Origin of the sequence: Sinorhizobium sp. CCBAU 05631, from assembly GCF_002288505.1 — a bacterium.
In the GTDB taxonomy this organism is placed as follows: Bacteria; Pseudomonadota; Alphaproteobacteria; order Rhizobiales; family Rhizobiaceae; genus Sinorhizobium; species Sinorhizobium fredii_C.
On the sequence record NZ_CP023063.1, the window covers coordinates 3,224,801 to 3,250,422 of the forward strand.

General features: G+C 56.9%; 20 protein-coding genes. 13 read left to right on the forward strand and 7 right to left on the reverse strand.

Features of this window, described 5'->3' with window-relative positions; all coding sequences use genetic code 11:
* Positions 1–9: 9 nt before the first annotated feature.
* Positions 10–594 (forward strand): hypothetical protein, encoded by a 585-nt coding sequence (locus SS05631_RS15745; RefSeq protein ID WP_037417412.1) that lies wholly within the window; start codon positions 10–12, stop codon positions 592–594.
* A gap of 10 nt (positions 595–604) precedes the next feature.
* Here the strand turns inward: SS05631_RS15745 and SS05631_RS15750 are convergent, their stop codons facing one another.
* Positions 605–1,063, reverse strand: coding sequence for a hypothetical protein (locus SS05631_RS15750; protein ID WP_037417414.1), 459 nt, complete (start codon positions 1,061–1,063; stop codon positions 605–607).
* 260 nt (positions 1,064–1,323) lie between these two features.
* Here SS05631_RS15750 and qatA point away from each other — a divergent pair, with 260 nt between their 5' ends.
* From qatA to SS05631_RS15780, 5 genes are read left to right on the forward strand one after another with little or no spacing between them, the layout of a single operon-like run.
* Positions 1,324–3,342, forward strand: a complete 2,019-nt coding sequence (gene qatA, locus SS05631_RS15755; protein ID WP_157213165.1) for a Qat anti-phage system ATPase QatA — start codon at positions 1,324–1,326, stop codon at positions 3,340–3,342.
* Positions 3,342–4,232 carry a Qat anti-phage system associated protein QatB gene (qatB, locus tag SS05631_RS31055; RefSeq protein WP_157747996.1) on the forward strand — a complete coding sequence of 297 codons (891 nt, stop codon included), beginning with the start codon at positions 3,342–3,344 and terminating at the stop codon, positions 4,230–4,232. Before qatA ends, qatB begins: the two co-directional genes overlap by 1 nt.
* Positions 4,229–5,602 (forward strand): Qat anti-phage system QueC-like protein QatC, encoded by a 1,374-nt coding sequence (gene qatC / locus SS05631_RS15770; protein ID WP_037417421.1) that lies wholly within the window; start codon positions 4,229–4,231, stop codon positions 5,600–5,602. The genes qatB and qatC overlap by 4 nt, the downstream gene beginning before the upstream one ends.
* The gene (qatD, locus tag SS05631_RS15775) at positions 5,599–6,366 is read left to right on the forward strand and encodes a Qat anti-phage system TatD family nuclease QatD (RefSeq protein ID WP_037417425.1); all 768 of its coding nucleotides are present in this window, start codon (positions 5,599–5,601) and stop codon (positions 6,364–6,366) included. The genes qatC and qatD overlap by 4 nt, the downstream gene beginning before the upstream one ends.
* A gap of 19 nt (positions 6,367–6,385) precedes the next feature.
* A complete protein-coding gene (locus SS05631_RS15780; RefSeq protein ID WP_037417428.1) occupies positions 6,386–6,961 on the forward strand; it encodes a hypothetical protein in 576 nt (191 codons plus the stop codon).
* A 61-nt stretch (positions 6,962–7,022) separates the two neighbouring features.
* On the opposite strand, the gene SS05631_RS15785 is transcribed toward SS05631_RS15780, so the two are convergent.
* Complete coding sequence (locus SS05631_RS15785) at positions 7,023–8,276, reverse strand: hypothetical protein (RefSeq protein ID WP_157213166.1); 1,254 nt, start codon at positions 8,274–8,276, stop codon at positions 7,023–7,025.
* 503 nt (positions 8,277–8,779) lie between these two features.
* On the opposite strand from SS05631_RS15785, the gene SS05631_RS15795 reads away from it, so the two are divergent.
* The 5 genes from SS05631_RS15795 (at position 8,780) to SS05631_RS15815 (ending at position 14,317) form a co-directional block, all read left to right on the forward strand.
* The gene (locus SS05631_RS15795) at positions 8,780–9,547 is read left to right on the forward strand and encodes a competence protein CoiA family protein (RefSeq protein ID WP_037417436.1); all 768 of its coding nucleotides are present in this window, start codon (positions 8,780–8,782) and stop codon (positions 9,545–9,547) included.
* Positions 9,548–9,808: 261 nt separating this feature from the next.
* Positions 9,809–11,470 (forward strand): DUF262 domain-containing protein, encoded by a 1,662-nt coding sequence (locus SS05631_RS15800; protein ID WP_202947942.1) that lies wholly within the window; start codon positions 9,809–9,811, stop codon positions 11,468–11,470.
* 12 nt (positions 11,471–11,482) lie between these two features.
* The gene (locus tag SS05631_RS15805; protein ID WP_037417438.1) at positions 11,483–11,971 is read left to right on the forward strand and encodes a hypothetical protein; all 489 of its coding nucleotides are present in this window, start codon (positions 11,483–11,485) and stop codon (positions 11,969–11,971) included.
* Positions 11,972–11,973: 2 nt separating this feature from the next.
* Positions 11,974–12,717, forward strand: a complete 744-nt coding sequence (locus SS05631_RS15810) for a DUF5677 domain-containing protein (protein ID WP_037417440.1) — start codon at positions 11,974–11,976, stop codon at positions 12,715–12,717.
* A gap of 280 nt (positions 12,718–12,997) precedes the next feature.
* Positions 12,998–14,317: an MBL fold metallo-hydrolase gene (locus SS05631_RS15815; protein ID WP_095678012.1), complete on the forward strand. Its 1,320-nt coding sequence runs from the start codon at positions 12,998–13,000 to the stop codon at positions 14,315–14,317.
* Positions 14,318–14,367: 50 nt separating this feature from the next.
* Here SS05631_RS15815 and SS05631_RS15820 read toward each other — a convergent pair whose 3' ends face one another.
* The 4 genes from SS05631_RS15820 to hsdR are packed head-to-tail and all read right to left on the reverse strand — an operon-like array spanning position 14,368 to position 21,506.
* The gene (locus SS05631_RS15820) at positions 14,368–15,264 is read right to left on the reverse strand and encodes a restriction endonuclease (RefSeq protein ID WP_245369158.1); all 897 of its coding nucleotides are present in this window, start codon (positions 15,262–15,264) and stop codon (positions 14,368–14,370) included.
* A gap of 38 nt (positions 15,265–15,302) precedes the next feature.
* Complete coding sequence (locus SS05631_RS15825; RefSeq protein ID WP_037417466.1) at positions 15,303–16,625, reverse strand: restriction endonuclease subunit S; 1,323 nt, start codon at positions 16,623–16,625, stop codon at positions 15,303–15,305.
* Positions 16,622–18,103 carry an N-6 DNA methylase gene (locus tag SS05631_RS15830; protein ID WP_037417469.1) on the reverse strand — a complete coding sequence of 494 codons (1,482 nt, stop codon included), beginning with the start codon at positions 18,101–18,103 and terminating at the stop codon, positions 16,622–16,624. The genes SS05631_RS15825 and SS05631_RS15830 overlap by 4 nt, the downstream gene beginning before the upstream one ends.
* A 10-nt stretch (positions 18,104–18,113) precedes the next feature.
* Entirely contained in the window at positions 18,114–21,506 is a 3,393-nt protein-coding gene (gene hsdR, locus SS05631_RS15835) for a type I restriction-modification system endonuclease (RefSeq protein ID WP_037417472.1), read from the reverse strand.
* A gap of 181 nt (positions 21,507–21,687) precedes the next feature.
* On the opposite strand from hsdR, the gene SS05631_RS15840 reads away from it, so the two are divergent.
* Complete coding sequence (locus tag SS05631_RS15840; protein WP_037417626.1) at positions 21,688–22,431, forward strand: hypothetical protein; 744 nt, start codon at positions 21,688–21,690, stop codon at positions 22,429–22,431.
* A 107-nt stretch (positions 22,432–22,538) separates the two neighbouring features.
* Here the strand turns inward: SS05631_RS15840 and SS05631_RS15845 are convergent, their stop codons facing one another.
* Positions 22,539–23,132, reverse strand: a complete 594-nt coding sequence (locus SS05631_RS15845; RefSeq protein ID WP_086022743.1) for a GIY-YIG nuclease family protein — start codon at positions 23,130–23,132, stop codon at positions 22,539–22,541.
* A 159-nt stretch (positions 23,133–23,291) separates the two neighbouring features.
* Here SS05631_RS15845 and SS05631_RS15850 point away from each other — a divergent pair, with 159 nt between their 5' ends.
* Complete coding sequence (locus SS05631_RS15850) at positions 23,292–25,292, forward strand: hypothetical protein (RefSeq protein ID WP_050988230.1); 2,001 nt, start codon at positions 23,292–23,294, stop codon at positions 25,290–25,292.
* Positions 25,293–25,622 lie beyond the last annotated feature (330 nt).

Consider the following 25,622-nt stretch of genomic DNA (forward strand, 5'->3'; position numbering starts at 1 on the left):
AGGGAAAGATTGTCGCCGCAGAAGCCTAGTTTAGAATTCCTCGCTTCCCTCAAAGAAAAGTACGCCGCAAAAGAGCGGGAGGCGCGCCGGTTAAAGGACTACCTCAAGGCGCTCCAGGCCACGATGGCCAACGATGCGCGGTTCATCCAGCAAGTCGAAAACTTCATACAGACTGAGGATTCCGACGTCGACGCACTGGTCGCGGAGGTATCAGCGTTGATTGGCGGCCATAAGCTTTCGGGGGCCCAAGCGACACTGCGTACCGAGCAGCTGGAGATTTCCACACAGAAGAAGGGTCGTAAGCCTCGTAGGAAGGCACCCGCAGGTTCGGAGTCCGACCGCATCCGGGAACTCGCTGCCGAGGTGCTGAGAGGCGCTGGCCGAATCCTGTCGGGCCCGCAAATACTGAATGGGATCGACGCGACTGGGTACGTGTTCAGCTCCAAAAACCCGACCGAACTGCTCAAGAAGGCGCTGCAAGACTCGCCACTGGTGGTGCGCAAGGGACGGGGATACTGGCTGGCGGGCGTCGAACTGCCCGAGGAGACGGGTCCAGGGCATCTTAGCGTATCGCGCCAGCGGCGGCGCGCGTAGTTGCAGATCGTCACGCGCGTCGCTGGCGCTCCTTGGACAAAAGTCCCTCCAAACGGGCCAATCCAGCGTCATCGAGCGCGGCGAGCAGAACCTCCACGATTTGTTTCTCGTCGTCTGTCCCCTCGGATGTGATCGCCGGGTGCCCGCTGTCCTTCCGGTATGGCTGACCGCTTGTGAAGACAGGGTCTCCTGGGATTACCCTTGATGCCGAAGAACGGACGCAGGAAAACTCCGTCTCTACGATGAACGCCGCAACCTCTCCCGCCAAACGGCGTAGATTGTCGTCGCGGGCACTATCCATACCTACCGCATCGACGAGGGGTTGAGAGAGTGCGGTGACTGGCTTCTCGCCGCTCCTAATTCGCTGGAGCATGTTCTGCTGGATTGCGCCCTGTGAGGCAATCTTGAGAAGGGTGTTGCCGTGAGGGAGTGTCGCGGCCCGACTGCGGATGCGAGGAGTAAACTGCATGGAATGCCCTCTGATATGTCAACAGATATAACTGTAAGCTCAGCGGCGGTCGCGGTCAATAGATACATCTGTAGATATATTGAGTCTGATTGACCTCTAGCTAAGTTACACGTCGCCCTCGTCCCAGGTCCGCCGTCATGCCCGAGCGTCGAAGCACGGCATCGAAGACTACGCAGAGATGTTCATAAATGCGATTGACACCAAAAGGGTGAAAGTGCCTGATGCGTACCACAAGTTGATTTCGAGTGAGGGTGGGGACCTTGAACGAGACGTCGCCAAGGCAAAGATTGGGGTTCATCAGCGATCACGAGACCCGGGTCGATCTTCTTCGAAACAAAGCCATTGCATCCACGATCATCGAGATTATCGGAAACAAAGACCCTCGTCCGCTGACGATCGGGGTTCATGGCTATTGGGGAGCCGGAAAGTCAAGCGTTCTTGAGATGATCGCGGACCACGACTTCGATGGCGGCCGAACTGTCGTTATTCGTTTTAACGGTTGGCAGTTCGAGGGCTTCGAAGATGCGAAGATCGCATTGATCGAAGGTGTGGTCGACCAATTGGCTGCGAACAAGACCATATATCATCGGGCCAAAGATCAGATCATCGACGTCGCCAAACGGATCAACTGGCTCAAGGTGGCAAAGAAAGGCAGCGGACTTCTCGTCAATGCCCTCACCGGGCTGCCATCTCCGGATCAAGCGATGGACCTTGCTCGGTTCGCATGGTCCAAATTGCCTAACGTGCCGAGCCTCGCCACCCAAGAAAACCTGGAGGCGATCGCAGAAGGCGTCCAGGACTACATCAAGGAAACGGACGACAAGCCTTCGGTCGCGAGGAACATTCGTGAATTCCACGATGCGTTCGCGGAACTGATCGATAAGGCGGGGCTCGATCGGCTGATCGTGCTAGTGGACGATCTCGATCGGTGCCTCCCGGAAACGGCCGTCGAGACGCTCGAAGCGATCAGGCTCTTCGTGATGCTGCCCAAGACAGCGTTTGTCATCGGTGCTGACGAACGCATGATCCAATATGCCGTTGCCAAGCACTTCGATCATCTTCCTTCTGAGAGTGAAGCTCAGGACTATCCCAGGGCGTATCTCGAGAAGCTCATACAAGTTCCGTTCAGGATTCCCGCCATGGGAGAAGCCGAGACGCGAACGTACCTGACATTGCTCGTAGTCGGCTCCCTGATCGGCGACCAAACCGCGCAGTTCGGAAAGCTGCTGGCAAAAGCAGAGGAGTTCATGTCGTCGCCGTGGCTGCAGACATCCATCGGCGATCGCGAAGTCTCCGACGCCCTTAAAGACCTATACACACCGGACGTTGTTTCTGCCGTCAACTTGGCGGATCGAATTGCGCCGATATTGGCTTCCGGTACGGCCGGTAATCCGAGAAACGTAAAACGCTTCATGAACTCACTGACGCTTCGACTGGCCGTGGCCGAGGCGCGCGGATTCGGCAGCGAGATCGACAGCCAAGTTCTCGCGAAACTCATGCTGGCTGAGCAGTTTGCCACCAGCGTCTTCACCGACATCGCCAAAGAGGTGGGATCGGACCCTCAAGGCAAAAGCTCTAGCCTCGCCCAGTTGGAAGAGCGAGTGGCGTTACACCGATCCGACATCACTCGGAGCGAGGAAGCGATACAAGAGGATGCGGCTTCAGATGATGCGGAAGCGAAAGCGGAAACGGAGCCCTCGTCGCAAACAGCAGCTCGGCCCGATTACGATGCTTCGGCAAAAATCGATGCATGGCTGGCTCTGCCCTATGTGGAGACCTGGGCTGGGCAGGAACCTTGGATAGGAAGGGTAGACCTAAGGCCATATCTGTTCGTTGTGAACGACGTTCGGAACTTCACACTGCTGGGATCAGCTCTCGATCCTGCCCTGCAGGCACTCGCCGATAACTTTGCGAAAGGCGGCCTTTACGCGACGCAGGCCATCCCGGCGTTCGAAGCGTTATCGCCGTCGGATCAGAGGAAGGTTTTCGACGAGTTGAGAAGTGTCATACTGCGCACCACGAACTGGGCATCCAAGCCCGTTTCCCTGGAAGGAATGGTCCTGCTCGTCAATAAGGTAGCCGCGTTCGAAGCGCGGTATCTCGAACTACTGTCTCACATGCCCCCGGAAAAACTCGGACGCTGGGCAGCTTCCGGTCACGATCGAGCGGTCAAAACGGAAGCGGGAAAGGCGCGACTAGGGGAAATTCGAAATCGTTGGGCCACCACGGGAAGCGATGAACTAAGGGCCGCGGTCAAGCTCGAGACGAGGTCTCGTTGATGGGAACCTCCACTCCATTCGGCGGCGGCAATAACAAGAACCCTCTGATTCCCTCCTGGCTCAATGACCCGTCGGGGATACCGGGCACAGTCCCGCCCGCTCCGGGAACGCCCCCGGTTCAACAGCCAAGCCCTGCAAATCCGACTAATCAGCCGGGTCCCGCAAATCCAACCCAGCCCGCGGCCCCAGCCCCTCCTCCGCCGCCGCTTCCCAGATTTACGTCAGCCCGCAAGGCATTCAACAAAGGGGCACGATCTACAGATCGTGATGACAGAGCGCGCTCATTCGGGCGTGCGGCCTCGTCGTATGTCTCACGGAGTGGCGGTGCCCGCGGAGCCTCAGCAAGGGCGAGGCTGGATAGCGCATCGGCCAGCGCTCTAGCCGAACTGCTGCTCCGGGCGGGTGCCGACGGGTCAGACATCAGGCAAGAATTACGAAGGTTAAATCTGGACTCTCTCGCCCAGCGGTCCACAGGGGAGATATTCGACGCCCTCATCGACTACGTCTGCGAGCCGGGCGGCGACCTGGATCAGGCATTTGTCCGTGATGCGTATGCCGAAGCGCTCGATCTTGTTCCCGCCGATATGATGGCGCGACTTGAGCGTCCGGACGCGGAGACAATCCGGTTTGTCCTCGAGCATTTCATCACAAATACCATCATGAGCAGATTGCTTAATGCCGTAGCGAACGGCGCGATAACCCTTCCGGAAACCGCCGTGTCGGCAGTGAACCTGACCGATCAATTCAGAGAATGGATACATGGCCGGGTGCAGGACGCAATGGAAGCCACCAACGGCGTCTTCCGGGAGGGAGAGGTGGTCGCACAGATTAATCGAATCTACGAGACGGCCTACTCCAACCTCGAACACAGCGGGGATGATGACGAATGACCAGATATGTGCTCGCGCCCGTACTCGGCCCTTCTGACAGGTTCTCGCCCTCACCTCGCGGCGATGAGGAAATCCATCTATTCGACATCCTTCCTGCAGCACACCTCTCGCTTGGTATCGATTCGGCCATCGTTCAGTTGAAAAAGGCATACGGTACCCCGACTGGTGAGGCTCTCGAGCTACTGCTTCTGGCATCGCTGATTTCGATTGCAGACACGAGGATCAATCGCATCGACGCAAGCCAGGACGGCTGGACCCGCGAGATCGGCATCTATCTACCGGTCGCAAACTCGGCGCGATGGGAGATCGCAAAGCCTGTCCTGGAGAGAATGCTCCGATTTCTGACCGGAGACATTTGGGTGATAGATTTCAGGGAGTGGAAAGGCAAACTAGGTCGACCCACGAGTCAAAGATCGCTGTTGAAGCCGAAGTTTTCGGCTATTTCACTATTTTCAGGCGGCCTGGATAGCCTCATCGGAGCTATCGACAAGCTCGAGAAAAGTTCAGAGGAAATCTTATTCGTCAGCCACAAAGCTGATGGTTCAATCAGCAAGCCGCAGTCGGACCTGTTCAAACTTGTTGCTCGCTCGTTCCCGAAGCGCAACCCAAAACGTCTGAGCCTCCCTACCAGCCACGTGCTCAATGTCTTCCCGCAGCTCGGTTCCGAGGACTCGACGCGAGGCCGTTCGTTCCTATTCATAGCGCTCGCGGCCTTTGCCGGCTCTGCAATCGGCGCACCATTTCCGATCTACGTCCCCGAGAACGGTCTGATATCACTCAATATTCCGCTCGACCCGACCCGGCTTGCGAGTAACAGCACGCGGACAACACATCCGTTTTACTTCCATCGTTGGAACGAGCTGCTCGGATTGCTTGGCATTCCCGGGAAAGTTCAGAACCCGTACTGGAACAAGACCAAAGGCGAGATGATTGTCGACTGCGAACGGCCCGACATCCTCAAGCAGACCGCGAAACTCTCGATTTCGTGCGCGAAGCCGTCACATGGCAGGTGGGAAAAAGCCACGGAGAAACATTGTGGCTATTGCCTTCCGTGCATTATCCGACGGGCGTCATTCCTCAAGGGAAGTCAAATCATCGCCGACCCAACCCAATACCGGGTCCCGAACTTGAGCAAGGCGGGCCTGGACAGCACGACGAAAAAGGGCGAGCAGGTCCGTGGCTTTGAGTATGCAATAGCGAGGCTGAAACAGAAGCCATCGCGCGCTCGTACCTTTGTCTTCAAGACGGGACCACTGGCAGAGGATTTGGATCGTATCGGTGAGTTGGAAGGCGTCTACAGGCGGGGTATGGAGGAAGTTGCCTTCTTTCTGCAAGGCGTCGAAACCCACTCATCGAAAGCCGATTCGTGACTCGCTATGTAGACTTCCATTGCCACCTCGACCTCTACCCCGATTTTCAGGCGCTGGTGCGTGAATGCGAACAAGAAGGAATCTACACCCTCACGGTTACGACAACACCACGCGCCTGGGCCCACAACAAGTCTGTGGTTGCAGAGGGGAAATACGTGAGGGTCGCGCTTGGTCTCCATCCCCAATTGGTCGCGACGCACGCAAGCGAGCTTCCTTTATGGGAACGGCTACTCCACGAAACGACCTATGTTGGCGAGGTCGGGCTAGACGCCAGTCCTCAGTACTTAAAGTCATTGCCCGATCAGCAAAGGGTTTTCCAACGAGTGTTGGAGGCCTGCAACGCGCATGGCGGCAAGATTCTCTCCATTCATGCCGTACGTACGGTCTCAACAGTCCTCGATATGATCGAGAAACAGCTCGATCTGACTTCAAACATCCCGGTTTTGCATTGGTTTTCAGGTAGTGTCTCTGAAGCGAGGCGCGCGGCGGCCATGGGCTGCATGTTTTCAATAAACGATCGGATGTTGGGAAAGCCCAAGTCGGCGGCGATATTGGACTCCATTCCGTTGAAGAGCATTCTTACAGAGACAGACGGCCCATTCACTGAAAGCGCAGGCAAGCCAAGTCGACCTCGCGACGTGGAATTCTGCGTTTCCAACCTAAGCTCGGCCCTCGGGCGAAGCGCTGAAGAGATGAAAGCAGTCGTTTTCGCCAACTTTAAACGAATCCTCAAGACGTCTCACAGCAAAAGCCCCCGCGATTAACCGCCATCGGAGTTTTTGGATGGATACTCAACAGGTTGTCTCTGCCATTTTGGCCGCCATGAAAAGCGGGAAGACTTTTGAGACATTAGTGCTTCCGACGAACTCCCCTGAACGTCTCATGACAAGTTTCCGAGAGCGTGGTGTGCCAGAAAGAGGTTTCCTGCTTCCAGACGAACTCGAAGAGATCGCTTTGGTGAAAAATGGCGGCAAGCTCTCGACCAAAACGCGCGAGGCGCTATGGTCGAACTCGAAGGACACTATTGAGCGCCTAACAAGGATGGCACTCGGTACAGACGATCCGGAACTGGCCGTCCGCCTACTGCTCGGGCTCGATGGCGTGAGGCTTCCGACTGCAACCTGCATCCTAGCGTGGACACTACCCCACAAGTGGCCAGTTATCGATGTTAGGGCTTGGCGGGCCTTGGTGGGGTTCAGCAAAGGTATTTTGGTCGCCGATCCACCCGGCGGCCTCAAGGTCCGGCACTGGCGACAGTATTTTGCGGTCGTGAAGGAAGTTGCAACAACTTCCGCGATGACGCCGCAAGCGGTTGACGTATGGCTTTATCGTTACGACAAACATACCGCCAACCCTTGATGCGACGTTCAGCAAAAATGTTACGCTGTCCGGGGAACCGAGTACGCAAGAGGCTCAGACGTCACTCTATGAGATAGAAGGGTAGCTTAAACTCCTTCACATTTTCGTCGGACAATAACAGCTGAATATATTCCGCGAGCACTTCGATCTGTAACCGATGAAGCTCACGCCACGTGGCCGCATCGCCGTCGGTGATGTTGTGCCTCCATAGCTCACGTGCACGTACAATCTGGTTGGGCTCAGCCGCCACTTCGCAACCTGGAGCAACGAGTTCCGTTACAACAGAAATTGGATCGTTGGTGTTGAGATCGAAAGTGAAAGTGGTTTGAGCCAAAGCTTTGGAGACTTGATAGGTACCGTTTTCAAGACGCTCAAAGATTGGTGCCAGATGCTTTTCCATAAAGAGTTGGTGACTATTGTATATCTTTTCGTAGGCCCCGAGAAAACGATCTTTCTGATTTCTATTTACCAAAGCATCAAATCGGCGTTTGTGCGTTGATATCGCGGCGCGAAGGTCATCAACAATGGCCGCCTCACTATCCAGGGTTCTGATCATCGATAGGTTGCCGCCTATATCCTGGATCAATGTATCTTGGAAAACGAGCTCGGCTGCTTGAAGGCAAACTTCGGCATCTTCGGCGGTCAGTAGCTTCGACGTGTTCGCGAGGAAATCGTCAAAAGCGAAGATGTGAGATCGGAACTTGGTCCGCAATTGATAAATAAGATCAGGGATATATCCGTGTTCATTCGCGATCGGATATAGCCACTTAGATTCGATCGACCGCCGCAGGAACTCGAAGTTGGGAACCCTCACTGTATTGAGAAGTTTGTCGTTCTGCTCGGCTGTCCTTGCGACGAGATCGTTTTGGATACGATCGAGAAGCGCGGTCTTGCCAGCAGCCTCATACTTGTTTCTCACCGCTGAAGTGAGGCTGTAGAATTCTTTTCCTTTGGCGTTCTTCTTGATGGGGAGGTCAAAGACGTCCGCTGCGGACAATAAGAAGTACTTAATGTCGTCTTCGCGTCCTTCCGTAACAATGACGAAGAACTCCTTAATTGGGACACCTTCGACAACGGCGTAGTCTACAGGCAGATCGTGTCCAGTGGCGGGACTCTCCGCGAATTTCGCTTGGATAATTCCGAGGCGTGGCGCAACCAGGTCGCTGAATCTCCCCGAGTCTCGTAACTGGATCAGAAAATCAGCTCCATCGATGTCGACCGACCTGGTAAGAACATCGAACCGCTCCAATAGCAATGCTCGTACGCGAGCTTCGCCCAGAACCCCATTCCCCACCGCCGCCTGCCATGTGTCCACGAAAAATACTCCCTGCAATGGCGCTCCGATCGTACCAGGGAGCATGTAACGTCGGTCCGTTAAGAATCGGCTTTCGTTGGAATTGCTTCGAGGAGAACGCCGCTAACGCCCCGTGGCTGCAGCTGGACGTCCGTGCGTACCGCAGCCCAGTCTTCGCGTCACCGTTCGATCAAGCCTTTGTCAGAGCGCCAATCGATGTAATCAATCGCTTCAAGACATTCTGCAATGAAACGGGAATGTCCTACGGTGAAGCCCTGGACGAGCTCATGCGGCGTGCGAAAATTTAGTCGGCGATCATTGTCGTCGCCCGACAGCCTTGTTGATTTGTGGCACACTCTCTCGTAACGTCATGGCAGTCGTCAGGCGGACCGGACGACTAAGAAGATGAGGCAGCCGAAACTGCCCGAAGAAGCTCCAAGCGGTATCCAAGCCGCCCGCCACTTTCCCCTTTGAATTGAGCATGCGTCGCTTTGGGCGCGGCTCTTGGCTGTTTGGAGTTAGCAATGAAGTATTCTTTTGTGGACGGAATCCGTCTCGAAGCGCGCCCAGGAATCCGTGGCGTCTGCCCCGTGTGCAACTCGCCCACGATTCCTAAATGCGGTTTAAAGCGCCTGCATCATTGGGCTCATGTCACCACCGTGTCATGTGATCACTGGTGGGAACCGGAAACCGAATGGCATCGTGCCTGGAAAGAGGAGTTTCCCGCGGAATGGCAGGAAAGCCGCCATGTCGCCGCCGACGGTGAAATCCATATCGCGGACGTCAAAACGGCAACCGGAACTGTTCTTGAGTTCCAGCACTCGCCTATTTCGCCCAATGAACGCGCGTCCCGTGAAGGATTCTACGGTCGAATGGCTTGGTTCGTGAACGGGACGCGGTTGAAAAAGGACCTGTCCTCCTTTCAGGAGGCACTGACCTACGCGTGGCCGGCCGACCTCAAATTTCGTGCGTGGGGGATGTCTGACGAAGCGTCGGCGATCATCGAGCGCTGGAGAGCAAGCCGTTGCCCCGTGTTGGTGGATTTCGGCGACGGCGACTTCTCTTCGCGTTGGCTGCCGAAGAATGACCTGTTGTGGTTGCTCAGGTACGTTCATGGAGGGCGGGTTATCGCGACACCGGTCTCCCGGCAGAGCGTGATCGAGCACTATCTATCCGGAACGCCGATACGAGGATTTCCAAGCACCGCGTCACCACCCCCTCGACGCCGATTCCCGATGCAGGGGTTCGAGGCATATCTCGCGAGACGGCAAGCGAGACGACCGAGGTTCTGAACCTAGCCGACAAAAAGCCGCCTCGAAAGAGGCTCCGGTTTGGACCAAAGCATTCATGTCCGAGCTTTTGAAGCGTCTGGCGGAATCGGGTGTCATTGCGACACGCGCTTCTGCTGGAGCGATTTCTTTCGGTGCCCCAACCTGCGAAAGCCGTCAAAGAATTGCCCGCGAACAACCGGGGCAAGTGTGTTTTCACCACGTTGCCTGTAGAGGACTCGGTCACTAACCTTAAAGTAGTGATTCGCTTACCGAGGAAAGTCCGTGGCCGAACCGTTGCATATCCGTAAGATCATGGAAGAGCTCGTTGCCGGGCGCATGCGCGTTCCGAACTTCCAGCGCGGCTTTGTGTGGAATCCAGAACGTGTCGCCTATCTAATGGACAGCATCTACAAGGGCTATCCCTTCGGCTCCATTCTACTGTGGCGGACCAAGCAAGAGCTTGCCCACGAACGCGACCTTGGCCCCTTCAAGCTTCCGCACAACGACCCGTCCTACCCGACGGATTACATTCTTGACGGCCAGCAGCGTATCACGTCGATCTTCGGCGTCTTCCAGACGGACATTCAGCTGGATAAGCGCCCGCTTTGGGCCAGCATCTACTACGACCTTCTGACGCCGGAGAACGCGCAGGATTCCTCGTTCATGGCGCTCCAGGATGACGAGGCGGACAAGGCTCGCCACTTCCCCATCAGCTGCCTTTTCGACCCGGTTGCATATCGGAAGGAAACCGACGGCTACAGCGAGGACATGATTCAGCGCATCGACAAGCTGCAAGCACGCTTCAAGGAAGCCCTTATTCCCGTTCAGACGATCACCACCGAGGACAAGACGGCGGTTGCCATCGTGTTCGAGCGGGTGAACCAGCGCGGCGTCGAACTCGATACGGTTCAACTTCTCAGCGCCTGGACATGGAGCGGCGACTTCGACCTGAATCAGAAGTTCGAGGAGCTGGCACAGGAGCTGGCCCCGTTCGGGTTCAAGGATGTGGGCGCGAACAAGGACTTGCTGCTGCGCTGCTGTAGTGCGGTGATGACGCTGGACCCGTCGCCCGAGGCACTTATCAACCTGAACGGCCAGAAGGTGCGGGATTCCTTCGAAACGGTCATGACCGGCATCAAGGGCGCTATCGACTTCCTGCGCAAAAACCTCCACGTCGCTTCGCTGGAAAACCTGCCTTACGAGAATATCCTTGTGCCGCTGTGCGTATTTTTCGCCGAAGACTCGAAGAAGCAGCACAAGATGACCAACAAACAGCGCACCGAAATCCTGAAGTGGTTCTGGCGCACCTGCTTCGGCCGCCGGCTGAACAGCCAGCCGATCAAGACGCTGAAGGAAGACGTTGCTGAATTCGCTGACCTGAAGGCCAAGAAGCGCAAGGAACTGAGCATTGCGCCCGTCCATCTCTCTGACAGCTTCTTTTTCGAAACCATCTTCCGCCTGAATTCGGTCTTGTCGAAGACCTTCATCCTGATGCTGGCGCAGCGCGGTCCCCACAGCTTTATCAGCGGCAACAAGATCGATCTCCACAAGGTACTGAAGGAATACAACCGCAACGAATTCCACCACATCTACCCGCGCAGCTTCATCAAGGCGAGCGATCAGGATTTCATGTACGACGAATCCTGCTTGGCAAATATCTGCTTCCTGTCCCGTACCGACAACAATGCCATCAGCGGCGCGGCTCCCAGCGTTTACCGGGCGAAAATGCCGGAAGATGTGGCCGAGATCGTCACGGCTAACCTGCTGCCCCCGGACACCTTCAACGACGACTTCCTGAAGTTCATCGCGGATCGCTGCCATATGCTCAACATCGAGGCGGCAAAGCTTCTTGAGGTTATGCCCCCTGTGCCCAAACCTGCCGGGAGCAAGCCAGAGCCGCAGATCGGGAAAAACGCCGACGGCACGGTATGGGTGGCGGCATAAGGAGATTTCCCCATGAACATCCGGCACGGCATGTTCCGGCTCTGGCTTGTGGTTAGCATCCTTTGGGTGGCCGTTATCGTGGTGATTGGCTGGGATAACATCATCCAGGACCGATGGTACGCAGGCGCTCCTTTTTGGGAAGGCGATCCACTGGCGGAGCTTCCCGTGGTTTGTGCGGACGCACGCGGGATCGTCAACACTGACTACACGTCCAAGTCGGCGGTTGAGCCATGGAACCGTGATCGTAGCCCGTCGTATGCCTGCTGGTACGAAGAGGCGCGGTTCAGGGCGCTTTGGCCAGAATATTCCGACCTCACCCATCTCCAGATTTCCGATAAGCTATATGAGAGGCTTGGCTGGTCCAGACAATTTCAGGGTGACCAGTTCGAGCGCACCAAGCCTGTGCTGCTATTTGCTCTGCTTCCGCCAGCAGTTCTATTTCTGATCGGAGCACTATTCCTGTGGGCCTTTGCAGGATTCGCCAGACCGAAGGAACCATAACCGTGTACGGCTTCTTCCTTGAACTTCAAGCTGCGTCAATCAGGCACCTCGCCGAACTCCGCTTCAACAAAGGCAGCGAGGTCCATAGGACGCTGGTTTCCCTCTACGCCAGTATTCTTGAGCTGACCGACAGCGCCATCATTATTCGGGAAGCCGGGAAATACACCGGCATGGACATCCTGCTGCGCTCCGCTCTGGAAGCGCACGTTGACCTAATCAATCTCGCCAACGATGACGGTTATCTGCAAGCCATGAAGGCCGTATACCACAAGGAATGGATCAAGTTGACGGGCGACGGCGTGAAGGGCGACAACCCGTTCCTCGCCTATTTCAAGGATAACCCCGAAGCTCAAAAACAGCTCGCCCATCACGAAGCCGAACTAGCGGCCTTCAAGAAAACGCACACCATTCCCAACAACTTGGACAAGTTCAAGATGGCCGGTCTGGAAGACGTCTACCGGTCGATTTACAACAGTCTGTGCAACGATAGCCATAATAACATCCGGGCCCTGACCTCGCGACACCTACGAGCGCACAAGGAGGGATTGGATTTGGTGATATTCGACAAGCCATCTCGCACCGACATTGCGGCGACGGTGGATTGCTTCATCGCCATCCTGCTGAAGTCGAACGAAATCATGCACGACTACATGAAATCCAATGACACGGTAAAAGAGGCTTTAGCCTATTATCAGCGGTTCCGCGACGAGAAAGGCCCGTCGTGGCTAGGTGATCTTGGCGATTGAGTTAGGCCCATTCGTGAAACAGGAACAGCATGCATAATTTCCCCGATCCCCTGACTAGCGTTGCGAGAAAAATCGTTCGCCAAGAAGGTTTTCGCGGAGGCGACATCCTGGTCACGCTGCTTTACGAGGCTCACTACACGGGCCACGCCATTATCACGCTGGAGACTGACCTACATCCATCGACCTAAGTCCTACCTTCGTCGCCGATCATGAACGCGGTCATGCCGAGCGTCACGCCTGGGTCGGACTGTCTGTATTCCGACCTCAAATGGAACTGTGAATGATGACAACGCGAACGGAAATCCGGAACGAAAGAAAACAGCACGCGGTCGGCCAAGGCTTCTTTCATTCCGGAACACTACTACACGATGGTGCTGTGAAACTCCGTTACGTCTACGATTGCGGCGCGATGAAAAAGCACTCGGCAGCGCTCAAAAGAAGTATCGCATCCCTTCTTGCAGATGTCGGCGGCGACCGAAGACTGGAATTGCTGTTCATCTCGCATTCCCATGCCGATCACGTCAGCGGCTTGCCGATCCTGCTCGACGCAAAAAAGGGAATGTCTGTCGACACAATTATCTTGCCTCTCTTTAACGTCATGGACCGCCTTATCGAGTTTGCCAAGTGCGCGAGTCACGATCCGGCGGTCCGCGGGGACGAGTTCTATAGAGAATTCGTCGTCGATCCTGTCACCGCATTGTCGCGGTTCAATCCTCGGCAGATTATGCTCATATCATCAGGCGGGCCGGGCGACCCAGATGGCCCGAGCTTTGACCGTGGACCCGAGTTCCGCGGGCCAGTTGTCGCTGGCCTAGAGCATGATGCTGCTCGCAGTTTGTGGAAACTATCCGGCAGCGGCAATGTAGACGCTGTCCAAGAGGCTGAGAACAGGGTCGTCGCCCGGATGACGGATCATGTGGCGGTAGTCGCTTCCCCAGTACCCTCCGGATCGATTTCGTGGCTCTTTTCGCCGTACATCGACCCTGCAGTTTCGGCAAAATCTGCGCGCTTCCAGACTGAGCTGCTCAAGTCGTTGAACCAAGGTCTGACCGCGGGGGCGCGGATCAAGAAGGCTAAATTCCAAGTGTGGCTGGACAATCCACTTAACCTCAAAGACCTTGTTGTAAACAAAGTGCATGAACTCGTGCAGGCGTTCAACGCCGTTTCTGCTGATCTCAATACGACTTCGGTGTGCTTGTACTCGGGGCCACTGCCTGATGAACGTGGTCACACCGGTCATCACGGAACGTTCGGCAGGTGGTCGGTCAATGGCAACGATCGCGTTGCCTGGTTAGCGACGGGCGACGCAGACCTAAAATCAGGCAGCCGCCGTAAGCCGTTCTTGAGACACTATAGGCGATTGACCTCAAAAGTCTCAACGCTAACCCTTCCCCATCACGGTTCAGAAAACAACTTCGATGTGGAATTGCTCACTGCGATCGAACCAGTCCACTTCGTCGCCGCTGCGGATAGGTTCAGCAAATGGCGACATCCAGGAACCGGTGTTCTCCAGGCTGTCGCGTCCCACGGACGGTTTCTTTCCGTCGTCACGTCCCAATCAGCGTCGGAAGTCACGGAAGTGGCTCTATTGAGGCGTTGACCTGCGAATGAGATGATCGTCGAGCACGTACTCCCCAAGGCGGAAGGCAGTCATTCCTCGAGGAAAAAATCCTCGTCGAGCCGTTTCACTTCCACAGTTCGGGCCACACGAACGCCGACTCCGTGTTCGATCATCAGGTCGGCGAGGCGGTCGCCATCGATTAGGACGATGCGCTGCGGAAGATGGCGGACGAAATCAGCGGCCGGCGCGCTAAAGCTTGACGTTGTTACGAAAACACCCTTGGTCGCGCCGAAACCGACAAGGCTGCCGACAAAGGCTTGGACGTCTGGTCGTCCGACGCCGACATGCGGCGCATAGCGCTTGGCCTGCACATAGATGCGGTCAAGGCCGAGGCGGTCCTCATCGATCACGCCGTCGATGCCACCATCGCCCGTCTTGCCAAGACGACGGGCTGCATCCTCATGGCTGCCGCCGTAGCCCATGGCGACAAGGAGATCGACGATGGCGCGTTCGAAGAAGGCAGGGCTTTGCGCGAGAATGCGCTGGAGCAGGTCCGCCTTCAAGGCCTCATGCAGGACCGTGTGCGCAGCATCGATCTGCTCTTCCGGCGTGGCCGTAATCGTCTCCGCTGGAGCACCGGCAAAGGGTGCGTCAACAGGCGAGCGGGCATTGCTGGCCGCATAGAATTCGGCAAAGGCAGGATACGCTTTCAGCCTCTCAACGTCGATGAAATCGGGCTTCGTGGCCAGAAGCCTGCGGCCCTCTTCGCTAGCCACGAAACGCCCATGTGCCGGGCTGTCGATCAGGCCAGCCTTGCTCATATGAAATTTTGCCCAATGGATGCGATTGTGCAAACGGCGCTGGCGGCCGCTAGGCAACATCTCCTCTCGCTCCGCTTCACTGAGGCTAAATTGATCGGCAATCTTCTCGGCGGCTTCAGGCACCCGCGTCTCGCCCTCGGCAGCAAGGCGCAAAACAGGCAACATGAGGGCTTCATAGTCGGGAATGGGCATGGCGTGCTGTCTCAGGAGGTGGCACGGCGGCCGCGTTTCGGCAGGGGGGCGGCGGCGCGTTCGGCACGGATGCGCTCCAGAAGTACGCTCGCTGGTTCGTCATTCGGGTCCTGCTGCACCAACTCGCCCCGGAAGGCCTTGGCGAGGACGGCGGCCTCTAGCCGGTCGAGGAGCTTGCGGACTCGTGTCGCCTCGGCTTCGAGGCGGTCGGCACGGGCGAAAGCTGCATCCAGAGAGTCGGCTATTCTTACCTGTTTCTCTCGCGCAGGTGCTCCTATCCGGTAATCTCGCAATTGCTTTAGTCCGATGCGAGGGCGCGTTGCCCCATGGACCTTAGACTTCATGGCCTCATACGTTTCTGGCGATGCCAGCATGTATGATACAAATCGCGGTTCGAACTTCTCTGGATCAACTCTGACAACAAAGCAGTCAGCTTTGTTTATCGCCAAACCATCTTGTTGCTTGAACTGACAGACCCTGATGTCTTGATCAACGAAGGACGAAAACAGTATGTCGCCATCCATGAGAGTGTGGCGAGCAAGGACTTTATACTTTTCTTCCGATATAAACGATCGCTTTTCTGCAATAAAGCGAAGACGCCCAATATTCTCAAGGCGAATTACCCTCACGCCGCTCGACGTGTAATCAGACGATTTGAGATTTGACCCGAATGGTCCATCGAAAGTCGATGAAGCAATTTCGCTCACGGGAATAGCTGGAACAGATTGCAGTTGCCGGCGGAGGGCCGACAAAGCTGCAGATCGTAGTTTACTAGCCAGCACAGGCACCCGGTCAAGCTCTGCGCGGGCGCGGGCGATGCGGGCGGTGAGCGAATCCAGCTTTGCAACGATCCGGCGTTGTTCGGCCCAGGGGGGAAGCGGCAAACCATGATTTTCAAGATATGATCGCGGGACTCGACGTTGACCGACTGCGCCGGTCATGTGCTTTTCCGCTTCAGCCCGAAAACTGTTCTGCCTCAAAAAGCGCCAAAGATATGAGGCGTCCACACCATCTTCCGGGCGGAAGACGTAGAACTCAGTTGAACCACAAGCAAGACCGTTCGTCAGGCCGGAAGCAACGGCTGCCTTTCCGTTCTCCATACACGGAGTAATCTTAGCGAATATGACATCCCCATCCGCAAAATGCGTGTATCCCGTCCAAATCTCGTCAAGCGTCTTGTCGATCCGATCGACGATCGCGCCCAAATGCTCATCAACCGCAGGCATCGGAACGAACGAAACACTCTGGCTTCCATCAGTATCAACTGAATGCTTGGGATTAATTGCGGTGACGTCTCCTATCGTCGCACTCGCCCACCCTCTCGGCAACGTCATTCCGCCGCCTCCGGAAGCTCGACGTCGACGGCATCTCCCTCTAACTCCGCCATCAGCGCGGCAATCTCCTCCAGCGCCGTCTTCAGATGCCCTTCAATGGCGGCTGCGATGTCCTCTGGTGTCTCCAACCCGTCCTCGGCCTCGGCGCTGGTGTCCTTCAGCCAGATGATGTCGAGATTGTCGCCGCGGGCGGCGATCTCCGATCGGGTGAAGCGGCGAAAGCGGCCGCTCTCGTCCTGGTCGGCACGAGGCGACGCGCCGTTCGGGTCCTCGCCGAAGGCTTGCACGAAGGCTTCGAGATCGGAGACTCTGAAGGGATTGGTCTTGCCATAGGGCGGCGCGCCGGAGCGGGCGTCGTAAATCCACACCTCTTTGGTCGCGTCCTCCATCGGCGCTTCTTCCGTCGACCGGGTGAAGAAGAGCACGTTGGTCTTCACCCCCTGCGCGTAGAAAATGCCGGTCGGTAGGCGCAGGATGGTATGCAGGTTGCACCAACTCATCAGCCGACGGCGCAATTCCTTGCCGCGACCGTCATCGAACAGAACGTTGTCCGGCACGACGACGGCGGCGCGACCGCCGAGCTTCAGCGCGCGGATGCAATGCTCGACAAAGGGCAACTGATAGGAGGCAACGCGATCGGTGATTGTCAGATCATCGCGGGTCGGCGGTCCACCGGCGGGACCAAAGGGCGGATTGGTGAGGATGAGATCGGCGTTCTTGAACTTCGCCTCCGATCCCCTCGGACTCAGCGTGTCGGCGAGATCGAGATTGTCGGGATCAATGGCATGCAGATGCAGGTTCATCAGCAGCAGGCGGAAGGTATCCGGCACGTTCTCGATGCCGCGCAGCGCCTCGCGCAACTGGAAAGCCTGTTGCTTTGGCGACAGCTCGAAATAGTCGTCCGTCTTCTCCTTCATGTAACTGTTGGCGGAGATCAGAAAGCCGCCCGTGCCTGCTGCCGGGTCCTGGATGACTTCGCCGGGCTCAGGCTTCATCAGCCGCACCATGACCTCGATCAGCGCACGGGGCGTGAAGTACTGGCCAGCTCCGCGCTTCGTCTCTTCGGCCATCTTTTGCAACAGACCTTCATAAGCGTCGCCGAAGGCATCACGTTCGTCACTGAACCAATGGAGGCCGTCGATGGCGTCGATCAGCTTGCGCAGATTGGCCGGTTCGCGGACGATGGTCGCGGCATTCTGGAAAATCGCCACGATGGAGCGGTCGGCAATCTTGGTACCGTCGCCGAGATCGATCAGCGCCTGCTTGTAGCGCTGCAGCACGTCCGTTTCGCTCGCCGATTTCAGCGCACCCCAGCGATATTGCTCCGGGATGCGACTCTCATCCTTCTGTTCGGAGGCCATCTTCAGGAACAGGAGATAAGTGAGCTCCGTGACGTATTGCTGGTAGGTCACGCCGTCCTTGCGCAGGAGAGCGCAGAGACGCCAGAGCTTGTTAACGAGATCGGCGGACGGGTTCATGGCGACACTTTCATAAAGCAACCTTGCCGCCATCCCAGATCGCGGCGTTCAAATCTTTCAGAACATCCCCTAGACCCGAATCGAACTCCCGGTCCACCACCTCGAAGCCACCCGCCTGTGCGAAAAGTGGTTCCGAGAGAATTTCCGGGTCGCTGACTGGCTGGGCCTTCAAGGCGCGGCCGATGCGGGTGAGCCACTGCTTTTGCTTCTGCGTCCAAGGACGGCTCGCGAGAATCTTCTGCACGCCGTTCTCGACGCGCGTCTCGTAAGGCACCAGCGGATCGCCCAACGCGGCCTGGCGCACGAAACCGATGATATGGGCAGCGATATCGGCATTGCGGGCGCTGCCATAGGCGCGCCTGAGGCTCGCCTCGGAAAAGCCCTCGGCATCGAGGCGCATAGCCAATTCCTTCAACTCCTTGCGCGTCAATTCACGCGGGCGCTGGGTGACGGCGACCATGGCAGGGATGGCATTCATGTTATTGCGGACGAAGGTCTCGAAGCTCTCGATGTAATCGGCAGGGCTTGCCTTGCCGCCAAAATCATCCTCGACCGATATCAGATCGTCCTCATGCTCGGAAATATAGATGCCATCTCCTCGGCCAGCCTTCCGCCCTGCGTCCAGGACTGTGGTCAGCGACGGGTGCTGCTGGAACAGGGCCACCGTTTCGGCTGGCGGCGCGGACTTCAACCGTTCAAGCAGAGGTTCCAACGGCCCAAGCACCGCTGCCAGCGTTTCCCGCTGCTCCTTGTCGATCCGCTTCAGGCGCTGGCGCAGCTTGACGACGATCTGGTCACGGACGAAGGCGCGGTCTTCATCTGTGGTCGCCCGGTTCAGGTCTCCAACAAGTGTCGCGAAACTCAAGGTCGGGTCGACCACGACCGGCCGCATGTCGGTCACTTCCTGCAGGTTCGCGTAGATATCGACGGCGTCGAAGATGCGGAAATATTCCTTGCCGATCTCATCGCAGCGACGGGTGGCCCGGCCGATCATCTGGTCGTAGAGAATGCGGCTGTTGACTCGGCGGACGAAGACGAGGTTGATGATCGAGGGGACGTCGATCCCGGTCGAAAGGAGATCGACAGTGACAACGTATTTCGGGCGCGGATCGTTCTTGAAGGCCTTGATCCTGTCTCCTGGTTTGTCGACCGAACCCGTGATCTTCTCGACGAGGTCATGCGGCTGGGGACCGTACTCCTCGATCAGCGCGGCGCGCAACTCCTCGACGAGGATATCGGCGTGATCGTCGCGAGCCGCAAACAGGAGGGTCTTACCCGGCTGGTCCGGTGGGCATTCAGCCGCAACAGCAGTCGCGACTGCCCGGTTGAAGGCGCGGGTGTAGACCTTCTTGTTGAACTCGGCGACTTCGAAGTCCACCTGATCGTCGAGATCGAATAGGTCGATCTGGCCGGTCCGGGGATCGATGATGTTGACCTCTTCGCCCTTGTCAAAGGTGATGCCGGCTTGGCTGAGCGCCGTCGTGATGCGGCGGGGCGGGCGGTGGTCAATCAGGTACCCGTCAATGACCGCCTGACGGTAACCGTAGCGGAAGACCGGCGCACCGAAGATTTCGCGCGTATGCAAAGCAGGCGTTGCGGTCAGGGCGACCTTCGTCGCATCGAAATAGTCGAGTACGCGGCGATAGGCTGAGAGGTAATCATCGAGATTGCGGAAGCCGAGATCGTCCTCACGCAGTTCCGCATCGAGGGTGTAGCCGCGGTGCGCCTCGTCAACGATAATCAAGTCGTAGGTGCCCGGCGTCGGGCGTTCGGCGTCGGGATCATCGAAGATTCGGCGGATCATTGCCTGCACCGTCGCGACCTGCACGCGGTCCGTCGACTCCGGAAATTTTCGCGCCATGTCGGCGACCGGGAATACCTGGTCGAACTTCAAGAAGCCGCTTGTGTCCGTGGTGCTCATGGCGTCCAGCGTCTGCCGACCGAGCGCGTTGCGATCAACGAGAAACAGGATGCGCCGGAAACGCTTGGCCCGCAGCAGTTCATACATCAGTGCAATGGCGAGACGCGTCTTGCCGGTTCCGGTGGCCATGGCGAGAAGTATATGATCCTGCCCCCGGCCGATCGCTTCTTCAACGGCGCGGATCGCCTCTTGCTGATACGGGCGAAGCCCCGTGACGCCGATCTCTCGTTCGGCGAGGCCCGCCACCCCGCCACCCACTTCCTGTTCGAAGCGCTCAATCAGGTCCCGGGGCGCGAACCACTCCGCTAGCGCCCTCGGCGCAGCCTTGATTCGGGCATCCCAGAACCAGGTTCCCGATTTCGTGGCAAGCTGCTTCACATAGGGCCGGCCATTGGTCACGAACATGAACGGTACCCGGAACTGATCGACGCCAGCAATCCAGGGACCGCCGGGCAACAGTTCGTCGGCCGCGAGCTTGATGTCGAGGGCATAGCGCTTCGCCTGCCCCAGCCGCCCGGGCACATCACGGATTTGCCGCTTGGCTTCTATAACGCCCACGCAGCGGCCATCGATAAAGAGCGCATAATCTGCCGGCCCACTCTCTGTTGGCCATTCAGCGATGGCTATTGCTTCCCCGTAACCTGGCCGGGCTCCATTGGCATGGCGCAGCAGGGCGCTGTCTACCCTCCAGCCAGCGGAACGCAATTGCTCGTCAATGAGAACACGGGTCGTCGCTTCATCGATCTCGAGGCTTTCCGTGCTTCTTGCCGCAGCCTCGGCCAATAGGTCCAGTTGCTGCGCAGGCATCGCAGCTGCTCTCGCCTGCGTCTCGGCCAGGGATCGCTCGGCCTCACGCAGAGACGTCTCAATCTCCAGCGCTTGTGCCTCCCAGAAGGCTCGATCCTTCGCTTCGGCAGCGGCGCGTCCTTCAAGTTCGCCGCGTGCTTCTTCTGCCTCCTGTGCTGCCAGACGCGCCTTGGCCTCTGCATCGGCGCTCGCATTCACCGCCTCGCGCAAACGCTGAATTTCTTGATGCAAGGCCGCACTCGCGTCAGCGGGCGCTGTCGGCGGCACGAACGGCCCCGCCCGAAAGGATGGTGCATTGCCGTAGGACTGATGAAACCAGGCTCCAATCGCCCGTGCAATCTTGAGAGCCGTCAGAGCTTCGCTTCGCGTGCCGCGGTCCTCATGCGCGGCGAGATTACCCGCACGTTTTAGGTGATAGAAACACTCGGCGATCTCCCGCTGGAGAATGGAACGGGCGCGCAAGATACGCAGGACATCGTCGAAAGACATCCGGCTGTCGGTCAACAGCGCCTGCCGCGCCGCGACTTCCTTCGCTACAGCCTCTGCGAACTGTCGTAACTTCACCAGCGCGGTGGGCGGATCGTCATGAAAATAGCGCTCGGCCAATCTGCCGAGCTTGGCCAATTGCGGGCTGTGCGCCGACAGAAATGTAAAGTTCCCCGTCTCTTCCCTCATGTGAACAACATACTGGCGTTTTCGCTATGCTCAAGCGCTCTTTCTCGTCTTAGTAGTAGTGCTTGCGAGCGCCTAGCGCGCTTACCGGGGAAGCCTTCAGGATCAATACGTTCATTGTAGTTGCCAGATGTGAAAACAACTGGTGCTATGCCGCTCCGGCCGGTCGCAGGAAGGTGAACTCGTGACAAATGATGATCGGGTTTCGGTGGTGCGAGCCATCTTAGGTGAGTACGTGAAGAGCCCATCTCTTCGGCATCTCCGCGATCCATACTCTTTGACGCGGGTGGCAACTGACATCGTGAAGCGCTTAGATCGCCAGAGTAGGACATGGCAAAAATGGCAAGGTGAGCGGGAGACGCTTCTCAAGTCGGCGGTGGGATGCTGGATTCCGGTGCAAGATTTGCGTGACTACCTCAACGACTTGCCTGGTCCGAACCTCACGATGACCGATGTCGCACAGAGACTAAGGGCATTTGAGGAGGAACCCTATGCCTCCTACCCGAACGACGAGCTCAAAGATGGCTGTCTTGCGTTGTTTGCTAAAGAGAAGGCTGAAGGCACTGAGCTTCCCGCAATAATCGGGCTATTGTCCGAACATATCGAGCACGAGGAGGAACGCCTTCGTCTTGAACGAACGGAGCAATATAAGCACATGCGGGAGCAGGAGCGCTTGGCAGCAGAGCAACGCCTTCTTTCGGGTGCCGATTGCAAATGGACGCAGCTTGGCAGGGCACCGCAATGGTATTGTCGCACCAACGGACGCACGTACCGCCTCACGCCAACTTCTGACAAACGATGGGACCTTCACCGAGTGAATGCCCCTACGGCAGATGAGAAGGGGCAGCATATCGGCAGGTACGGAGGGCGCGGCGACGCAACCAAGGTCGTGGCGCAAATCGCCTACCAGGCGGAGCCGCGATTTTAGGCCGCCATGACATTGGTCAGGCGAAGCTCGTGCCCGGAGGTCGCTGACTTGTGTCCGTGTTTGACTTCTTGCGACCGGGCCGCTCTTCGGGTTCTACGCTTACATCTTCATTTCCAGTGATACCGTTCATCCCTCCAGTATCGGGAAGTCTTGTACCCCCCGCGCTCGACCAGTTGGACGATAGCGTTCATCGCGACGATTGCCGGACACGCAAAGCACTCGCGCGAGACCTGGGGCCTGCCGTCTTTGATGTAGGTTGCCTCTACAGCATAGCGGCTCAGCTTCCGGTGGGCGTCCAGTTCGATCCGCCCCGACTGCTCGGCAGTGATCCAGAACACGGGCCTCCAGTCGCTGGCGTTGCCATAGGCGTCAAAATTAAGCTTGGCGAACCTCTGCTCGCGGTTAGTGGTACTCCCCACCTTCGTCCAATTCAGGCTACGTGAAACGGCAATATAGACGTCCCCGAGCGCCGAAGCCCTTTTGAGGTAGCCGAGCGGTGCGGGGTTGCATTGGACGCAGTGACCGTGCCGTGTACGCAACCGATGTCCTCCGGAGCCACATGGCGCGCCGACGACAAGCACCTTGCCCAATGCCTTGGCCTCGTCCTTAACATCTTTGATCGAGCGCCCCTTCGCATCGAACACATCATCTGCACCAAGACCCTGTGTCTTGAGGAACAAAAGTTCGGATTTTGTCAGCATCCAATTCCCTTCTAGGCGCTTTCCTACCTGCCCTCCGCACGCGGAAGTTACCTTCGAGAGGAAAGTATGCAGGAGGGGTTAAAGTCGCATAAATAGCTGTTGTGGCAACCCAAAGTATGTGCCATCGAACAACCAGACGGTGTTTGTTGGGGCGACTAAATGATCTGGAATATGCTTATCCGAAAGGAGCAAGTTGCCGATGAAGCGGACGACGGCGAAGACAGCAATTTTGTTACCAAATTGGCGCACGAACCGCAGACACATCTCGAACAATATCTGGCGTATTACGTGGGTCGCGAGGAGCCGGGTTATGCTGTCCTGATTACGGGTGACTGGGGGACGGGAAAGACGCATCAGGTGACCAAGGCATTGCCTGCGGACCACGCCCACTACGTCAGCCTGTTTGGCTTAAACACACCCGAGGAAATCGAGGCGCAGGTGTTCGCCAAGATGTTCCCAAAGATGGCTTCGTTGAAGAAGTTCGCCGACAAGCTCGGCGCAGTAAATGTGGGCGTTCCCGGATACGGTTCCTTGGGAGTCAACGGCCTTACGTCTGTCTTGGCGAACACGTTGATCAAGGACGAGGTCGACAATTCGAAACCGTTGATTTTCGACGACCTCGAGCGATGCTCCGTTAGAAACAGCAAGATTCTTGGGATCATCAACCGCTATGTAGAGCATCATAAGTGCCGCGTGATCGTGATTGCCCATGACACAAAGGTCGTCGATGCATTTAAGGATGCGAAGGAAAAGGTCTTCGGTCAAACCCTGATGGTGGAGCCGAATGTCGACGCCGCCTTCGAGGAGTTCAACACCTTTTTCGCACAGAAGAACGAAAAGGACTTGCTGGGCGATCTAAAAGCCGAAGTGCTTTCGATTTTCCGGGAATCGGAAGCGCAATCCCTTCGAATTCTTCGGCACGTTATCGAGGACGTGAGACGACTGGTAGCAGTCCTTGAGGAGCGCCATCGCGAAGATCGGGCCGCGATGGTCGAGCTCATCAGGCTATTTTCAGCGCTCGCAATCGAATACCGATCGAATGCCATTCAGAAGGAGGATATTCGAAACCGCCACGGAGCTTTGTACGCTCATCGTCTCAGTGCGGCCGCGAACAACGGTAGCAATGTTGAACCGCCGCGGTTCGTGAAAGCGGCTGCAAAATACAAGTCTATCAATCTCTCGGGCACGATTTTGCAGGATGACGTCCTCTGCGAAATGCTCGTTGAAGGCCGCTTCGACCCTGTGCGCATCCGAGAATCAGTGAATGCCAGCGCCTATTTCCTGAAGCTGGATTCCTCGCCATGGCAGATTGTAATTAACTTTGATCAGCTCGACGACGATCTCGTAAACCCCGCCCTTGAACGCATGGAAGAGCAGTTCGAGAAAAGGGAAGTTATCGAGTCCGGAGAGATGCTTCATATCTTCGCGCTCAAGATGATGATGGCAGCTCGCGGTTTAACATCTGAGACTGTCCGGCAGGTGACCGACGCCTGTAAAGCTTACATCGATGATCTGTTGAAAAAAGGGAACCTACCTCCTCGAACACGTGGATCGAGGTGGTTCGACGACTTTGACGGCGCTTACCAGGGCGTCTCGTATTGGGTAACGGACCCCTATAAACACGAGTTCCGGGAAGTCTTCGAACACTTGGTTGAGGCCCGTGGGAAAGCTCTGGAGAACAAATTCGGCGAACTGATCCCTGCCCTCCTGGAAGTTGTTCGCTCCAACGGCCTGACATTCTTCGAAATGGTTTGCCATACGCACAATGGAACCATTGTATATGAAGACATTCCGATTCTCGCGAGTATCGCGCCGGAGGACTTCGTCGACGCTTGGCTAGCGTCACCAAAAGCTGGCTGGTACTGGATCGAGAACGCTCTCAAAGAGCGTCACATGGCTGCGAGCCATTTTTCTGCGCTAGAACCAGAGACAGTCTGGGTGCCTAAGGTTATTAGGATTCTGCAGGCACGTGCCGAAAAGGAAAAAGGACTTTCACAACTTAGGCTCATCAGAGCGATTAAGAAAGTTGGGGTAGCGCCTCCTCCTGCCCCAGAGCCCGAAGCTGGTACAGAAAAAACAGGCGAAGATGTAGGCGATGGAACCAACGGGAAGTTTCAATCCGGCCTTACGCCGTCGCATTGGACCCTTCGTTCGACGTGAAAGCGGTTTTGTCCAAGACGTCGATTTGCCAAGGTTTTCACAGGAACCCATGACCGTATTTTTTTGGAAGCGCACGTCCCTTGCCCACGAGAGCGAAGTTCGACGGGGCCTAACTTACCCGACCCCTATGCCGACCACGGGCACGAAGGTTCCATTGAAGCTATCCGAGGCCTTCGATGCCGTAGTGGTGTCGCCGTTTGCCGCTCCTTGGCTCGGAGACGTTGTCGGGGAGACGATCACGCAGTTCGGGCAATAAATCCCATCGACCGCTCTTCGCTACTTAATGCACCTTTTTTCTGAAGTTGCCGAATTGATAGGGGAGGATTAGGG

Bases quoted from the DNA above. Each gene is read 5' to 3' on its own strand.
- SS05631_RS15750 (WP_037417414.1), bottom strand. From the start codon at position 1,063: ATGCAGTTTACTCCTCGCATCCGCAGTCGGGCCGCGACACTCCCTCAC.
- qatB (WP_157747996.1), top strand. From the start codon at position 3,342: ATGGGAACCTCCACTCCATTCGGCGGCGGCAATAACAAGAACCCTCTG.
- qatC (WP_037417421.1), top strand. From the start codon at position 4,229: ATGACCAGATATGTGCTCGCGCCCGTACTCGGCCCTTCTGACAGGTTC.
- SS05631_RS15780 (WP_037417428.1), top strand. From the start codon at position 6,386: ATGGATACTCAACAGGTTGTCTCTGCCATTTTGGCCGCCATGAAAAGC.
- SS05631_RS15795 (WP_037417436.1), top strand. From the start codon at position 8,780: ATGAAGTATTCTTTTGTGGACGGAATCCGTCTCGAAGCGCGCCCAGGA.
- SS05631_RS15805 (WP_037417438.1), top strand. From the start codon at position 11,483: ATGAACATCCGGCACGGCATGTTCCGGCTCTGGCTTGTGGTTAGCATC.
- SS05631_RS15815 (WP_095678012.1), top strand. From the start codon at position 12,998: ATGATGACAACGCGAACGGAAATCCGGAACGAAAGAAAACAGCACGCG.
- SS05631_RS15820 (WP_245369158.1), bottom strand. From the start codon at position 15,264: ATGTTGCCTGTTTTGCGCCTTGCTGCCGAGGGCGAGACGCGGGTGCCT.
- SS05631_RS15825 (WP_037417466.1), bottom strand. From the start codon at position 16,625: ATGACGTTGCCGAGAGGGTGGGCGAGTGCGACGATAGGAGACGTCACC.
- SS05631_RS15830 (WP_037417469.1), bottom strand. From the start codon at position 18,103: ATGAACCCGTCCGCCGATCTCGTTAACAAGCTCTGGCGTCTCTGCGCT.
- hsdR (WP_037417472.1), bottom strand. From the start codon at position 21,506: ATGAGGGAAGAGACGGGGAACTTTACATTTCTGTCGGCGCACAGCCCG.
- SS05631_RS15845 (WP_086022743.1), bottom strand. From the start codon at position 23,132: ATGCTGACAAAATCCGAACTTTTGTTCCTCAAGACACAGGGTCTTGGT.
- SS05631_RS15850 (WP_050988230.1), top strand. From the start codon at position 23,292: ATGATCTGGAATATGCTTATCCGAAAGGAGCAAGTTGCCGATGAAGCG.